Origin of the sequence: Anaerobiospirillum succiniciproducens DSM 6400, from assembly GCF_000482845.1 — a bacterium.
Classification (GTDB): Bacteria; Pseudomonadota; Gammaproteobacteria; order Enterobacterales; family Succinivibrionaceae; genus Anaerobiospirillum; species Anaerobiospirillum succiniciproducens.
The window spans coordinates 37,267-53,506 of the sequence record NZ_AXWV01000013.1 but is presented as its reverse complement, the minus strand read 5'-3'; the positions used below and the strand labels follow the sequence as shown (position 1 = coordinate 53,506).

At 44.3% G+C, this 16,240-nt stretch carries 10 protein-coding genes; 4 read left to right on the top strand and 6 right to left on the bottom strand.

All coding sequences use genetic code 11. The features are described 5' to 3' along the window. The first annotated feature begins 108 nt into the window (after positions 1-108). Both H524_RS0101335 and H524_RS0101330 read left to right on the top strand, forming a co-directional pair. Positions 109-3,453 carry a sensor domain-containing diguanylate cyclase gene (locus H524_RS0101335; RefSeq protein WP_027938936.1) on the top strand — a complete coding sequence of 1,115 codons (3,345 nt, stop codon included), beginning with the start codon at positions 109-111 and terminating at the stop codon, positions 3,451-3,453. A gap of 557 nt (positions 3,454-4,010) precedes the next feature. Continuing rightward, positions 4,011-5,447, top strand: a complete 1,437-nt coding sequence (locus H524_RS0101330; RefSeq protein ID WP_027938935.1) for a sensor domain-containing diguanylate cyclase — start codon at positions 4,011-4,013, stop codon at positions 5,445-5,447. 146 nt (positions 5,448-5,593) lie between these two features. On the opposite strand, the gene H524_RS0101325 is transcribed toward H524_RS0101330, so the two are convergent. Further along, a complete protein-coding gene (locus H524_RS0101325) occupies positions 5,594-6,553 on the bottom strand; it encodes a flagellin N-terminal helical domain-containing protein (RefSeq protein WP_027938934.1) in 960 nt (319 codons plus the stop codon). A gap of 15 nt (positions 6,554-6,568) precedes the next feature. After that, entirely contained in the window at positions 6,569-7,540 is a 972-nt protein-coding gene (locus tag H524_RS0101320; RefSeq protein WP_027938933.1) for a flagellin N-terminal helical domain-containing protein, read from the bottom strand. A 262-nt stretch (positions 7,541-7,802) separates the two neighbouring features. Between H524_RS0101320 and H524_RS0101315 the strand changes: the two genes are divergently transcribed. Continuing rightward, positions 7,803-8,225 carry a DUF1810 domain-containing protein gene (locus H524_RS0101315; protein ID WP_027938932.1) on the top strand — a complete coding sequence of 141 codons (423 nt, stop codon included), beginning with the start codon at positions 7,803-7,805 and terminating at the stop codon, positions 8,223-8,225. A 52-nt stretch (positions 8,226-8,277) separates the two neighbouring features. Here the strand turns inward: H524_RS0101315 and H524_RS0101310 are convergent, their stop codons facing one another. The 4 genes from H524_RS0101310 to sstT form a co-directional block, all read right to left on the bottom strand. Further along, on the bottom strand, positions 8,278-9,081 hold the full coding sequence (locus H524_RS0101310) for an MBL fold metallo-hydrolase (protein ID WP_156907501.1): 804 nt from the start codon (positions 9,079-9,081) through the stop codon (positions 8,278-8,280). A 95-nt stretch (positions 9,082-9,176) separates the two neighbouring features. Next, the gene (locus tag H524_RS0101305) at positions 9,177-9,905 is read right to left on the bottom strand and encodes a LysE family translocator (protein ID WP_027938930.1); all 729 of its coding nucleotides are present in this window, start codon (positions 9,903-9,905) and stop codon (positions 9,177-9,179) included. 44 nt (positions 9,906-9,949) lie between these two features. Beyond that, positions 9,950-11,071 (bottom strand): ferrochelatase, encoded by a 1,122-nt coding sequence (hemH, locus tag H524_RS0101300; protein ID WP_027938929.1) that lies wholly within the window; start codon positions 11,069-11,071, stop codon positions 9,950-9,952. 478 nt (positions 11,072-11,549) lie between these two features. Next, a complete protein-coding gene (gene sstT / locus H524_RS0101295) occupies positions 11,550-12,812 on the bottom strand; it encodes a serine/threonine transporter SstT (protein ID WP_027938928.1) in 1,263 nt (420 codons plus the stop codon). Positions 12,813-14,575: 1,763 nt separating this feature from the next. Between sstT and H524_RS0101290 the strand changes: the two genes are divergently transcribed. Further along, the gene (locus H524_RS0101290) at positions 14,576-16,183 is read left to right on the top strand and encodes a DUF3375 family protein (RefSeq protein ID WP_027938927.1); all 1,608 of its coding nucleotides are present in this window, start codon (positions 14,576-14,578) and stop codon (positions 16,181-16,183) included. The last annotated feature ends 57 nt before the right edge of the window (positions 16,184-16,240 follow it).

Sequence of the window (16,240 nt, the reverse complement as noted above, 5' to 3'; positions counted from 1 at the left end):
TTGAGATGCTCAAAAGTGGCATCTTTTGTTTGTGCTGCTCTCCTCGTTTCTATCCTCACAAACAAGGGATTAACGTACATAAGGATTGCTCAGATTTGGTGATTTGACATGACTGCTCATAACGACTTGAACACTCAAGAACAGTCGTGCCAGAGCGCATTAGCATCTGGTAGTGGGCTTGTTGCATCTAAACAAACCACAGCCTCACATGCAGCAGGTGCACAGCCACAAGAGACAAGCCAATCTTTAAGTTCTTTAGATAATTCATCTAAAGAAAATCATCAACACGTCAACGACGCTTCGTTATCGAATCAAGTAGATAGTGCAGCAACAAGTTCACAAAACCATAGTGCTACTCACAACCATATGCCACCAGTCGGTGTCAGGGGGTCTGCTATGCCTCAATCTCAGCGTCCACCTGTAGGAGTAAGACCTGCGGCTCAAGCTGCCTTGCAGTACGCTACTGCATGGAAGAGCAAGACAAGTGAGCCTGTTCAAGCTACAGATAGAGCCAAGACCTCTGAGCAAGAAGCTCATGATGCTGCTTTAGGTAGTGCCAAGACCTCTGAGCAAAAAGCTCATGATGCTGCTTTAGGTAGTGCAGCGCATGCAGCTCACATGGCTCAGCCAGTACAGGTTTTTAATGTGCGTCGCAATGTTGCCGGCCTGTCACGTCTGCATCCTCACGAGCAGGCAAGTAACGACGCCGATCGTATTGAACAACTTCAAAGCGATCTCAAAGCTTTTGATTCTTTTGCCTATCATACCGACGATGAGTATAACGAGATCATTGCCAAAGCAAGAAAATTAGCCATCTTAAGACACGAGCAAGTAGAACGCTCGGAGCAAGATGGTGAGGATCAGGCCAATGATGAACGTCGTAATGCTGATATCTTAAGCAGCGCTAAAGAGTTAGCCGCTGCAGTATTAAAGTCTGGCTTAAACTCCAAGCTCTTAGATGCCATTGATACTAGCTCAAGTGCCTTTGGTGCTCATGGCTCTATGGGGATTTCTGATGCTAGTGTGAAAAGCTCAGTATCACAAGGCAATGATGGTGAAAGTAATGAGCCAATTGCTTATTTTGCCTCTTGTGACCAAAGTCAGTCTCCAACTTGCTCTGTAGTAGTAGGCAAGGAGCCGACAACTAAGCCAAATAGCGAAGTTGGCGTTCCAAAATCTGCATATGACGATGCCTTTGGTGGCGACCATGATGGCCGCGCTAAAGAGTGCATTGATAATATTCAAGCCTTAAATCCAGGTCGTGATAACGGTTCTTGCCCAAATACACCGGACAATGCATCTGTGAGCGGCGACAAGTCGCAAGATGTACAGCGCTCTAAGTTTGAAGAAGATAAAAACGAAAGCGATGTTCATCACGAGGATCCTGCATACTGGGCACAAGGTGGTGTTGATGCGGCTAAGTCATCTTCTCTGCCTGCTGAGGTTTATGTCTTTGATGGCCCAATTCAGCCTGGTAAGAGCGGTATTACTGAGGGCGAATCTGAGGATGAAAAGCAGTCACGTTTAGAGCGTAATGCTCTTGAGAGCACCCAGTTTGATGCTGAGCATGACGCTGTGCCTCAGATGACTCATGCAAGCTTAGATACGCTTGGTGGTCTTTCATACAATCGTGTTAATACCAAAAATCCATTCCATTCACGCAATCTGTACATGCCTTGTTTCTTCTTATTTGACCATGTGGCAGATAAGTTCTTGGCTGATGAAGGTAGCTGTCGTTTAATGGGGCTAACCTATACTGGTGAATGGATTCCTGCTGATGTGGTGCGCAATCAGCTCACTTTGCTCGATAGTGAGAAGGTGTTCTCTACCCTCTTTAATGATATTGAGGGCAATAGCATTACTGCTCATGTGCGCATTAATCAAGGTCAGCATCAGGGCGAGCGTCTTTATATTACTGCGTCTGTCGTACAACGAGATGAGACAGGTATTGCTACCATGCTCTCAGGATACTTCTGCCAAATTCAAAGCAACTTCATGGAGTATCTGTACCGCATTGTTAACCATTGCGCCTCTTATGACATCGACACTTATGCAGGCACTATAAGCTTTGGTTACGGCTATCAAGAGCTCTTGGGTCTTGGCGTGGATGATCCTTTGCCATCTACAGTACAAGAGTACATAAAGCAGTACGTACACCCTGAAGATCTGGTGGTCTACAAAAAGCAAAACGAGGTTATCAATACTGTTAACAATGGCGATTACTACGAGAGCATCTACCGTGTTAAGCACTCAGGTGGTTTTTATCTGTGGGTAATTGACCGTGGCTTAGTAGTTGAGCGTAAGCGCTCTGGCAAGGCATCTCGTATTATTGGAACTACCACTAATATCGACGTGGTGCGTTCTAACTTTGAACGTTTAAAGCGTTCTATCTACCAAGATCCGCTTACCGGTTTACATAACCGTCTGTACCTGAATACACGTTATAAATACTTCACCATGGAAGAGAGTCAGCCTCTGACTCTATGCTATGTCGACATCTCTGGTCTTAAGGTAATTAATGACTACTTAGGTCACGCCAAAGGTGACGATTTAGTAAAGATTTCTGCAACTTTACTCAGAGATGACGTGCATTTAGATCATGAAGTCATTCGTCTATCTGGCGATGAGTTCTTGTTGATTTTCACTAACTGCTCTGACATTGAGTGCAAGCTGTGTATGAACAAGTTTGCATGTAATCTTGATGAGCGTAATCGTAACTTAGAGTTCCCACTGCCAATCTACTTTGGCTTTGGTGTGGCTACTTTAGGCGAGATTGATGATGGCGATACCTTCATGCGTTGCGAGGCTAGAGCTGATGCAAGATTGCAAGAGTATAAGACCATTCATCGTGAACGTATTTACGCTAATCTGCGTGTATACATCGAAAATGCTTTAGGTCATCCAATTGATCTTACTGACAACCGTCGTCTTGAATACTTAGATGATAGAGACGATTCATCAACTATTGAAACTCCAAACGGTGCAAGAATTGATGATCTGCATAAGGAGCTGCCCAGTTGTACGTCGCAAGGGACCGTATTAAAAGATGATACAAAGAGACATTCTTTAGCAGATGACTTATTTGGCAAAAACGAAGAGTCCAGTGCTACAGATGATCAAAAGGAAGAGTTTAGCTTAACCATTGGTATTTCTGATGCTCACGAAGTTGCAGTGCAGTCATCGCAAGACACCATACGCGAGCTCAACTCCGCCCTTAAGGCTAGTGCACGCTCTGCTCAAGGTGCAATTTTCTCAAGACGATCCTTTGCAAATCCAAATCGTGCCGAAGATAACGACACACAAAAAGATAGTCTGACTACTCTAGAGCAAAATGTTGAAGAAACCGATGATGTAGCTGAGTATCGCCGTGCTTTATCGGAGTTTAATGAGCAACAAGAACTTTCTGATAACGCCAGTAAGCTAGTAGAGGCTTACAAAGACAAAATTAAATAATTCAGTGCAGTAACTGCACCGAAAGCTGAACTTCACACATGCAAACAAGTGTGCATTTAGAGGAATGAAGAGTCACTGGGTATACCCCAAAAGCTCTACATACTTAATGCCATTAATGCAGCTTAACGAGAGCGTGCAGCTAACTCTTTCGTTAATTATCCTCGCTTAAGCAAGGACTACGTTGTTCTACTACAGCGTAGAGTGAGTCTATATTTAGCAACACACATAGACAGTATCCTACGGGGCAAACTGTCGAGCATTAAAGCTATAGCAACGATGTTTAGCATAGTTAGCTGCAGCTAGCACTATACCTCAGTGCACACATAAAGCCATTTACGCTAGCCAAGCCTAGCGCCGCACTAGCCAAAAAGCTAGCGCAGCACCAGCAAAAAACACTAGCGTAAGCACTAGATAAAACTAGCGCAACGCTAGCCAACAGCTAGCGCAGCACTAGATAAAACTACTAGTGACTGAAAATGGCAAGCCTGAGGCAGAGCACAGATACTTTTGTAACGACAGTTTTGTGTTTAGTTACAAATAAGGTTGAGGGCACTATTATGAGCGATATGTCGAACTTACATAATGGCGGTGAGGCTATTGGCTTTTGGATCTATGATGGCCAAGAGCGACGTTTCATGTTAGACCGCAACTGTGCTGAGATCTTTAGCATTACTGAAGTGAATCAGTGGGTGCCTGAAAACCGCGTACTTTCTTGCTTAACTGTGGAGAACATTGAGCGCTACTTCCGTGTCATAGAAAGCACTGACACAGGCGGTATTGTCTTTGAAGATGTAATGATTACTCGAGGCGCTAATGCCCACAAAAAGTATGTAATCAACGGCTCTGTGCTCTCACGATTCCATGATGGCAAGGTGTGCCGTGCCACTGGCTATATCGCTTGTGCCCGTAGCTCATTTTCTGACTTCATTGCCCGAGAGATCGCTGGGGATGACTTCTTTAGCTGGGATGGTAAAACTGGCATTCTGCGTTTCTCATCATCATACTGCCGCTTACTAGGCTACAAAGAGAGCGAGTTCCCTCAAAACTGGGTAGAGTGGAATGATATCGTGCATCCAGATGATCGTGACATCATGGATATTGAGCACCATATCATCAACTCAGCATCTTATGGCGATAGCTTTGAGTTCTGTTTACGTCTTAAGCACAAATCAGGTAGTTACGTTTGGACTATTGGACGTGGTTTAGTAGTACATCGTGATGCTAATGGTAGAGCCACTTCTATGATTGGTACTTTCTCAGATGTTAACCTTGTGCAGGATAACTTTGAGAATATCAAACAGATGCTCTATACCGATACCTTAACTGGTCTTAAGAATCGCTCATTCTTCCAGCATAACTTATCTCGTTGGCAAGACGAATCACAGCATCCAATTTCAGTTATTTATGGCGACGTTACTGGTCTTAAGATCATCAACGACGTGCTTGGTCATGCCGATGGCGATATTTTACTTCTGACCGTAGCTGAGGCTTTAAACACTATCATTACCCGTCCAAGTGACATCATGCGTCTTGCAGGCGATGAGTTCTTAGCTATTCTGCCAAATTGCGATGCTAGCGAGTGTGAAGAGCTATGCGAGAAGCTCAAGCAATTTATGGATGAGCATAACAAGAACTTCGGCATGATGCCTACCTTCGTAGGCTACGGTTGTTCAACCATGGGTGAAGTCGAAAATGACACCCTTCACGCCTGTATTGAGCGAGCTGACGTACGTATGCAGGCTTACAAAGACGCCATGCGTAAGGAAAACTATTCCAAGCTCAAAGTTTACCTTGAGATGCGTAAAGGACGTCCTGTATCCATGCGTGATGGCCGCCGCTTAGAATACTACTCCAAAGAGCAGCGAGCCGAGATGCAAGAGCTCAAGAAGCGTCGTGAGGCCATGGACACCACAGACGAGGCCGCAACACAAGCTGTACTTGCTGCAGCTAACGCTGCTGACACTCCAATCCCAACCTCTGTCGACAACGCATAACCAAAAAAACAAATTAACTGCACATAGCCGATTCCCCATCGGCTAATGCCGCTAATGTCAAAACAAAGTTAGCAAAACGACATAAAAAAGGCCCTGGCGCTAAACAGCACCAGAGCCATTTTTAATGAGAAAACAACAATACTGTTTTAGCCAAGCAGGCTTAAGCCCAGCTGTGGACGGGTATTAGCTTGCATCAGCATGGAAGCAGCTGCTTGCTGAATGATGGACTGCTGAGACAGGTTTGCAGACTCTTCAGCAAAATCAGCATCACGAATACGTGAGCGAGCATCAGCCTCATTAGCAGCAACATTAGACTGGTTGCGGATAGAGCTCTCAAGACGGTTCTGGATCGCGCCCAAATCGGCACGCTGACCATCAACGTAACCAATCATCTGATCCATGAATCCAATAATATTATTGACGGATGCAGCAGTGCTAAAGTTTACAGTGATAGCACCGCCAGTTCCTTTCACGAAAGACTTATCATTTGCATTTGCAACAAATTCAGCTTCCGCAATACCAGCACCTTTTGCCGCAGCTGAGAACTGCAGGTTCACTAGATTGAAGGCAATAGTATCACCCTTGTTGGAACCAACTTGTAAAGTAATGCTTTGTGGATCACCTACGCCCTGACCAGGATTAGCACCACCACCACCAGCTGCTGGATCAATAGAGTTTGTTTGCTTGCCGTTTAAGATGGTTTTGCCTGCAAATGTAGTCTGCATTGCAATACGGCTGATCTCAGTTGCTAAAGAAGATGCTTCCTTAGCAAGAGCCTTACGGTCGTCTAAAGTGTTAGTACCGTTGTTGGCCTGAACAGCGAGCGTACGGATCTTCTGAAGCATGCCAGTGATTTCGTCCATGCCTGCCTCAGCTGTCTGAGCTAAAGCGATACCATCAGATGCGTTGCGGTTGCCTTGGTTAAGGCCATTAATCTGGCTTGTTAAGCGATCAGCGATCTGGAGGCCTGCAGCGTCGTCTTTGGCGCTATTGATCCTCATGCCGCTAGATAGCCTTTGATAGGTAGTCGTCAAGGAATTCTGGACATTACCTAAGTAGCGCTGGCCCTGAAGAGCGCTGTAGTTTGTGTTTACATATACTGCCATGTGATTATCCTCCGACTAACCTAATAAGCTCAGGCCAAGCTGAGGACGGGTGTTAGCCTGCATCAGCATGGAAGCAGCAGCTTGTTGAATGATGGACTGCTGGGATAAGTTTGCAGACTCTTCAGCAAAGTCAGCATCACGGATACGTGAGCGAGCATCAGCCTCATTAGCAGCAACGTTAGACTGGTTGCGGATAGATGACTCAAGACGGTTCTGGATCGCGCCTAAATCGGCACGCTGACCATCAACGTAGCCAATCATCTTATCCATATATTCAATGATACTAGCTGGAGCATCTGCAACAGAAAAGTTCACAGTGATTGCATCACCGGCTGCTTTACCAAATGCAGTGGTAGCGTCTTTGATTACGGCATCGATATTGTTTGCGCCATTAATTTTAGAAGCCTCACCAACTTTGGAGAACATCATATTGCCAAGCTGGAAAGTGATGGTGTCACCCTTGTTGCTTCCAACCTGTAAAGTCATAGATTGAGGATCACCGTCTGCTGGAGCTTGACCACCGCCAACACCTGCACCAGGTTTTGCAACGATTGAGTTTGTCTGGTAGCCCTGAAGAATAGTTTTGCCAGCAAAAGTTGTTTGCTTTGAAATTCTATTGATCTCAGTAGCTAATGCAGTAGCTTCCTTAGATAAAGCCTTCTTGTCTTCCATGGTATTGGTGCCGTTATTAGCTTGAACAGCTAAAGTACGGATCTTCTGCATCATAGATGAAATTTCATCCATTGCAGATTCTGCAGTCTGAGCAAGTGCGATACCGTCTGATGCGTTACGGTTACCCTGGTTGAGGCCATTAATCTGGCTTGTTAAGCGGTCAGCGATCTGGAGGCCGGCAGCGTCATCTTTGGCGCTATTGATCCTCATACCGCTAGATAAGCGCTGGTAGGTAGTAGTTAAGGAGTTTTGGACATTACCTAAGTAGCGCTGGCCCTGAAGAGCGCTGTAGTTTGTGTTTACATATACTGCCATGATTGATATTCCTCTTAATAGCTAGAGCGTGTAGCACGGCAGCCATTTGAGGCGTACCAGATCTGACTCGCTGTATGGGCTGACATTAGATGCATGCCCTTACACTTTGTATAACGACTTATTATGATTTAGTTATATTTTGTAAAAATTCATTAACTTTAGAAATGCTTGCGCATCTTATATTTTGGTACTGCTGCATGTATGTAGCCGAGAGCTGCTAAACTGCATAAGTTCGGGCTCTTTAGATTGAAAGGGGAGATGTATGTGTGATACGTATAATCTTGAGCGTTTTGTTGAGGCTCAAAAGTCAGAATACGATGTTGCGTTGCGCGAGATTCGGGAAGGCTGCAAGCGGTCGCACTGGATTTGGTTTGTGTTTCCGCAAATGGCATCTTTAGGCTTTAGCTACAATGCGCGTTTTTACGGAATTAGCTGTCTTGATGAGGCCAGGGCTTATCTTGCTCATCCCATTTTAGGAAAGAGATTGCGCCAAATTGCTGAGGCCTTGCTGATGCATAAGAGTAAAGATGTGTTAAGTATCTTGGGTGCAATAGATACACTTAAAGTGTGCTCGTGTATGACATTATTTGATGCGGTGTCGCCAGATGATGTCTTTAGGCAGGTGCTTGAGACTTTCTATAATGATGAGAGGGATTTGCAGACCTTAGCCTTAGTCGGTGGCTAAGGCTAGGTCTGAGCTCATGAAGTGACTGCAGCTTGTTGATATGCTGTGAGGGCTAGAGCTCAATGATCTCGAGGTCATCAGGGACGAGAATTTGTCCGTTAAAGACTGTGGCTGCCTCGGCGCTGTAGGTTTGTTTGCGAGTGCTTAGAGTGTGATCTTCGGTGTGGTACATAATAAGAGTAGACACGCCAAGAGCTGCTGCATTTTTGCCTGCATCGAGAGCGGTGCTATGATTTTTCTCGTAAGGTTTGTAGATCTCACGATCGTCGTAAAGGCAGAAGGCCTCGTGCATGAGATAGTCGGCACCTTTTGCGTATGCCTCAACAGTTGAGTTGTAAGGCTCATCGCCTAGGCATACTAAGCACTTGCCATTAGGCAATATCGCGCTATAGCCAAATTGTTTTTCTTTAGGACTATGAATATCAAAGCAGGTAAGCTCCATGCCTGCAGCTTGAATCTTTTGACCATCGGTAATTTCGTTGAGAATTACGCCACTGCCTAAGTGCTTGAGATCTTTTGCCTTGAGGGTAAGTCGACAGATGGTGTCGATTACATTGATGACTTTGTCATGACCGTAGACATTGAAAGTGCCAGTGTATTTGCCTGAGTTCATGAGCATCATGACTCTACGGATAACCCAGATAGTACCGAGAATGTGGTCGGTGTGAGCATGGGTCACAAACATGTCTTGAATCTTGCTCAGATCAATTTTGGCTTTTTCAAATTGGGCCAAAATACCGTTGCCGCCGCCTGCGTCAACTAGCATCATGCCCTTGTCTGTTTCGATGGTATAGCAAGTGTTATAGCAATGGGTTACAAAGGCATCGCCTGTACCTAATATAGTGATTTTAGCCATAAGCAACAATTCTTTGGTTTTAGTAAGTCAAAATAGCCTTGTGTGGCTTTGGTGGCATCTTTTGGTGATCTTGCTTTAGGCTTTTGCTCTTTTGATTAGAGAAACTCTGATGCTAGAGTGTACAGAGCTAGAGCTGCAAAGATCAAAGCTGCAGATCCATCAAGAATCAGGTTAAAGAGCCTGGTTTTAAACTGCTCAGCAAGTTTACCTGCAAAGATCGCAATACTACCAAAGACAACAAAGGTACTCATAGCCATGATAAGTCCCATAATGGACATGTAGAACATGAACTCATACTGACCTAGGCCTTGAGGTAGAAACTGTGTAAAGAAAGACAAGAAAAACAGCTGAACTTTAGGATTCGTGCAGTTCATGATGATACCGCGACGAATCATCTTAAAGTTTAGGATGCTGTTATCTTGATTCTTGCTACGATCTTGGTCTTTAGATGTTGTAGCTTCTTGAGAGTATACGTCTTGAGCGCTTGTGTTTGTATCTACTTGTTTGTCATTTACAGCAGCCGATGTTTTGTAGCGCTTGATAAAGCCTTGGGTGGCTTTGACGCATAAATAGCTAAGGTAGAGCGCACCAATGGTCTTGAGGATGGTGACTAGAGCTGGTATTGCAATGAATAGAGCGGTGATGCCTGCAACCATGCAAAAAGATTGTATGCAGATGCCTATGGTTAAGCCAATGACAACAGCTAGGCCTTTTTTGTAGCCATGCATGGCGCTTTGCGTCAGCACAAAGATATTGTCTGGACCTGGTGCTATTGCCAGGATAAGGGCGCTCAGCGTGAATGAAAGTAAGGCTGCAAGAGACATTTTATGGGCGTTTCTTCAAGTTCTTTTGCATTTTTAATAGTTGCTTAGAGCGCTTTGGCATTATTGCGCACTAAAGAGCTCAGCAGCTTGATGTGGCTTTTTGAGTGGTTCAATGCAGGTACGTACAAGAAGCTATCGCCGCCTAAGGATAAGAAGCGCTCACGCAGATTGATGTCGATATCGTAAAGAGTCTCAAGACAATCAATGGAGAATCCTGGAGCAACGACTAAGAGCCTTGAGATGCCATTATCTAATAAGCGCTCAACTTCATCTTCAATATCAGGCTTAAGCCAGCTCATTGGACCCATCTTGCTTTGATAAGCAATGGAGATGTTTTCTTCATCTAAGCCTAATGATGCAACGAGAGCTTTGGTGGTAGCCTCAACCTCATTTAAGTATGGATCACCAAGTTTGATATAGCTTTGAGGCAAGCTGTGGAAGGTGATAAGTACGTGTGCTTTACCACGCTTCATGATGCTATTAACATCTTCTACTTCGTCTTTCTTTCGCTTAATGCTAAAGAGCAGCTCATTGAGCATTGGCTTGATGCTTTCGGTGATCGCCTCAATGTACTCTTTATCATCAGGGAAGCTTCTCACCATAGCAAATTCCACATCTTTGTAGCTTTGCTTGATCTTTGCTAGCTCCATAGCAGGGCGTTTAGTGGTGGTGTCGCTGTACTGCGGGAAAAGAGGGATTAAGGTAACCTTTTGGGCACCTAATTCAACACAGTCTTTAACTACTTTCTCTAAGTTCTTACCAGCATATGCAAAGGCGTTACGCACCACAAACTTTTCAGTAGTTGGGGATGTTGAGTTTTCCTTTTGAGCGTGAACTTGCAGCTCATGTAACTGAGTGCTTTCAAACTTCTCATCGTCGAAAGGATCATTGCAGTTCTGATTGAGTGCGCACTCAAGACGATAGGCAAGGCGGCTCATTGAGATGAGGTAAGGATTGTGCTCTTCAATAAAGATCTGCTTGTAGCGAGATACCATGCGCTCAGGTCGTGATCTTAAAATGAATGAGCGCAGAACTGGCTGCCAGATAAAGCGTGGGATTCTTACCACTAACTTGTCAGAGAGGAAGTTTTTTAAGAAGCTCTTCAGGCTTTCAACATCAGCTTTCTCAGGAGAACCCACCGAGTAGAGCACCACTGCATGCAACATGAAAAGCCTCCTGCAAATAAAACAACACTAAAAACAGCCTCACAGGCCTAGCTCGCAATTTAGAAATCAAGCTCTAAATATTTTGACAAACATTATTAGAGCATAAATCATTTTGCCAGTGATTAGAACTTACTGACAAGGCATCTTGGCGGCCCTGACGCTTAATTGCCCTTAAATTCGTCGCAAATTGATTGTTAAGTCACATATCTTTGTCTGTATGATGGCTCATAAGCAGTATAGAGTATCGATAAGGTGCTTGATTATCTTCGTCGAGATGATCTTTTGTGGAAGTAGAGTGTGAGTGCTTGGCGCTTAGCTAATTGTGCTTTGATACGGCACTTGCTGTGGATGTGATTATTTGTTGGGGCAAAAAAATGGGGAGAAGCTGATGGGCCTCTCCCCTTTTTTAAGGGAGATGCGCTTTGATCTCCCTGTTGGTGGCTATGGATAAAGAGCCACGCTGGTATTGTTTTGTGAATTAGGCTGACTGCTTGGCAGCGGCTAACTTCTCAAGACGCTCGGCACGGCGGCAAGCTGCTGCGGTGAACAGAACGTCGGTGCAGGAGTTTAAGGCAGTCTCAGTTGAATCCTGAATCACGCCGATGATAAAGCCAATACCAACAACCTGCATAGCAACATCGTTAGGAATACCGAAGATGGAGCAAGCAAGTGGAATAAGCATTAAGGAACCACCAGCAACACCAGAGGATCCGCAAGCACACAGTACAGATACGATACACATGAGCAGTGCAGACCAAACATCGGTGTGAATGCCTAAGGTGTTAACTGCAGCCATAGTCATAATAACGATGGTTACACCAGCACCAGACATGTTGATGGAGCAGCCTAAAGGAATAGAAATAGAGTAGGTTTCCTTAGGTAACTTCATCTCTTCACATAAAGCCATGTTAACTGGAAGGTTAGCAGCTGATGAACGGGTGAAGAATGCAGTAATACCTGACTTAGCAGTGGTCTTGAAGATGAGAGGGTATGGGTTCTCACGAGTTACAGCAAATACTAAGATTGCGTTGAATACAAAAGCAATCAGAAGCATAGTTGCAACTAAAACAACTACTACGTGTACGTAGTTGAGCAGGTTAGCAAAACCGCCAGGCTGAGTGGTGGAGTTATATACCAGACCCATAACGCCTAAAGGAGCAAAGCGTATAACCATGCGAACAACAGCGGAAACAGACTGAGCTAAGTCTTCTAAAACACGCTTGGTGTTGTCGTGTGCTGCACGGAAAGCTAAACCTAAACCGATAGCCCAAATCAGAATTGCAATGTAGTTACCATTCATTAATGCAGTGAATGGGTTCTCAACTGCCTGATTTACGAAGTTTGACAGCACTTCACCTACGCCTTGTGGAGTAGAGAGGGTGTCATCAAACTGTTCTAAGATGGCGAAGTGAGATGGGAAAGTGTAGCTCATGAACAGTGCTAAGCTGGCAGAAATCAGCATAGACACAAAGTAGAGCATGATAATAGGACGAATGTTAGCCTTGGTACCTGACTGGTGACGAGCAATAGCTGCTGCAACCAGTACGAAAACTAACAGAGGTGCTACAGCCTTCAGTGCCTTAACAAAGAGGGTGCCAAGCATTGGGATGATGGCGTGATCGTTAGGATAAATGAGGGCTAAGATAACACCCATGATGAGACCAAGAATGATCTGCAAAATGAATGGGACGCGATTTAGAGCATTGGCTAGAGGTGATTTTGGGTTTACCGGTTCTAACATGATGGAATAACTCCGAAAGAAATCTATCCCAGAAGATCATTTAAGATCTTAAGGTTATACCTTGGCATGAACAATCATCGTTCTTATGCAAAGTAACTTGCCTTTGCAGTCACACCAGCGGCTGTCGCTAAGGCAATGCTTTGTTAAAGCAACGTTGCTTGTCAGAATCCCCTTAAAGATTTAGCCATAGTTAGTGACGGGGGTTCCTTATCTATCTAAGTAGTATTTGCTCAAGCTAACTAAGACAGATAAACGCCTGAGATAAGATTTTTCCTTAAGCAACCCCGAGGCCCTACGTACGAGTGTAGGCGCATCATCAGGGTGCGACATACTAAGCAGATAAAGACCGACAAGTGCTTTAAAGCTTGCATGTCTGCGCTTGAGTGCAGCTTCATGGTGTAAGTAAAAGTAAGTTGCTAATGGATAGCTTCGTGCAAGTTCTTACCATGGCTGCAACAGCATAAGATCACAGCTGCATGTCTTTGTAGACATGGTTTTGCTGTAAAAGCTGCTGATAAATGAGTGTATTGCACATGGCTTAATAGATGGTAACGAGATCATCTGCAACTGCTATAAATCAAAATAGCAATCGTGGATGCGACTTTAGGTCGTGTTGAGCATCATAGCTATGTACAAAAGTGTGCTCATTATAGTGCGATTAGCGCTTGTTTATTAGCGTCCTTGAGAAAAATGTATCGTAATAGTGCAAAAACGCCCAAGATCTTTGATCTACATCAATGCACTTTTTCTACTTGTAGCTAAACACTGTTCCAAGTTAGAGCGTTAAGCATCTTTTTAGTACAGAGAGTTGAGGAAGGATAAACAGCGTGCTTATCTCATTTGGCGCGGGTAAGAGAATGGAGTTTGGGCGGCTAAGAGAATGGATTTGGCGCTATCAAAGAGGATGCTTTAATGATGGGCTTGGCTAGCTCAACTAGCTCTTTTTTGCAATGAGTTATGGTTTTGCGCTACTTTGATTGGGATATAGCTGCCTTTTGCTTGTCGCGATCGTCATAGTTTTTGGTTCAATGGTGCTATAATATGCGGCGCTTTTCATAAGATCGTTTCACTTTAGTGCAGCTTTAATGCACTTGATAGCGATCTTAGTGAAGTTGCTTTTCGCTTTTAATGTGGATGTGCAAGGGACTAGAAACCTCAAGATGCCTTGTTTGCATCTTGGATATGTGCTGATCTCTCAAGCTAAGAAGGCATTAAGTTTGAGGGAGTAAGACACGCTAACGCTTGCTTGTGAAGATCACTTCATGGAGCGTATAGAGTACCAGGTTTACTAGTTTTATTTGGCGTATACAAAAGCCTTGCTGATACGTTTGCTTGTATCCGTTGTCTGATGTAGTGCTGTATTTATATGTGGTTTTTGCAAGCCTGTGTCTTTAAGGCCATGCTGTAAAACTTGATATATGGCGCTATACATGCGCGAGTTTGGTTTGGCCGCGCAAGTAACTTTGGTAGTTTTCCTAACTTATGTTTTAGGCACTACCAAGTTAAACAGCAACACATTAGAAGCTCATCTTAGGCAAGTATCTGCCAAATCCCTGTGCATTTACGTATGCGAGAGTTAAAGACACTTAAGGCAAATTCATTATGATCTTGTCTTGGTCTTTAAGGCTGTATGTCACTGTTGTGCCTACAAAGCTGTATCTCATTGGTTTTGGTTAGTGTAATTGCTTTAACTTGCCATTGTGATGATCGCTGTGTTGCAGTGATGTGTTGGATAGGTTTAGCCACGATTTCAGGTTCGTTGGATGGACATTGATTACATATATTTCATGACGCAGAGAGCACGCTCCACTGCGTGGAATCTGCTGTGCGCCAATCGTGCGCCTGTAATTTTGGCCTTGGTTCATGAAGGCTTTATCAAGCTTAACCGTACCTCAGCTCCTGAGTCTGAACTCGTTGAGATTCTTAAAGACATCATCTTTAGAATCAATGGCGGCCGTATGTCCTATGAGTATGACTCACTGCAGGAGACCTCATTTTTTGAGGACTTTACTGGCACTAAAGTTCCAGTTGAAGATCCTGATGCAGCTGATGGCCAACCATCTGACAATGATCGCGCTACACAAGCAGCAGGTGGCAAGAATATGCGCGAGGATGCGCTGCATTATCTGCGCTATTGGTCTAGCGAGAAAAACCGTTTCTTTAGATGCTCATACATGGGCGCATCAGGAAGCGAACCTTGCTACGACATCACCCCTGATCTGCAAAAGGCGTATTCATTCATCGTTGGTATGAATGAGCAGAGCAACAACTTCGTTCCTACTGAGTCGCGCTTTAAAGGTCTTTTGGAGATCTTAAAAGAAGTGCATATGAGTACCGAGGGTAATGCCGAGTTGGTGCTTGAAGATCTCTATGCCCGTCGTGATGCTATCGATAAAGAAATTGAAAAGGCTAAGCGGGGTGAGATCGCTACTTTAAGCCCATCTCAGATTCGTGAGCGCTTCTTACAGTTCCAGCATGATGCTATTCAGATGGTGGATGACTTCCGTCAGGTGGAGTACAACCTGGGCAATCTTGATAAAGAGATCATGCAAGATATCATCAACTGGACTGGTCCACGTGGTGAGCTGTTAGATAAGTACTTTGATAAGAATGCCTATATTGAAGAAACCGATCAGGGTAGATCGGTTAAGGCATTCTCAAGACTGCTCTTATCCTCATCAGATGATGAACTTATCGTGAAGCGTATTGATAACCTCTTAAATCGTGAGGAGATCAAGGGATTAACTATCGATCCTCGTATCTTAAACATCCACGATCAATGGCTGCAGCTTAGATTGAATATTGAGCGCGTCATGGGCTCTTCAACTAAGCGTATTAAGAGCTTCTTACAGCCTGCTAATCTAGATTCAAACCGTTTCTTAAAAGAGCGTATCAAGTCGATTACTCAAAATGTAGTCGCTCTGACTAAAGAGTATGGCATTAGTAATCTGCCAGATTCTCTCTTTACCTTAGAGATTCCACGAGCTGATATCACGCTGCCTTTTGATCGTCCTCTAGCAACGGTTAATGAGCGTCTAGAGTTTAGTACAGAGATGAAGGGCGATGAGTTTAGACCTGATGATCACAAGCTCTTTGATCAGATCGTGGTTGATCCTGTATTGCTCTACCATCGCATTGAAGAATTTATGAATACTCAAGATGAGGTAGATTTAGTAGACATCGTTAAACGCTACCCACTTGAGCATGGCATTACAGAGCTGACTTACTACGTAAAGATCGCTATGTCTGACTACAAGATTGAAGAAGACGCCACTCGCGAAGATCTTTACCGCTGGGAGTCCATGGATGCCGACGGTAACACCGTAATGCGTGTTGCTAAGCTAAAACACATTACTTTAAAGCGCCTCTAGGTGCCGCCTAAGCTTCAGGCTTATAGATAAGATCAAGGTCTTACTCATAAGCTTGTG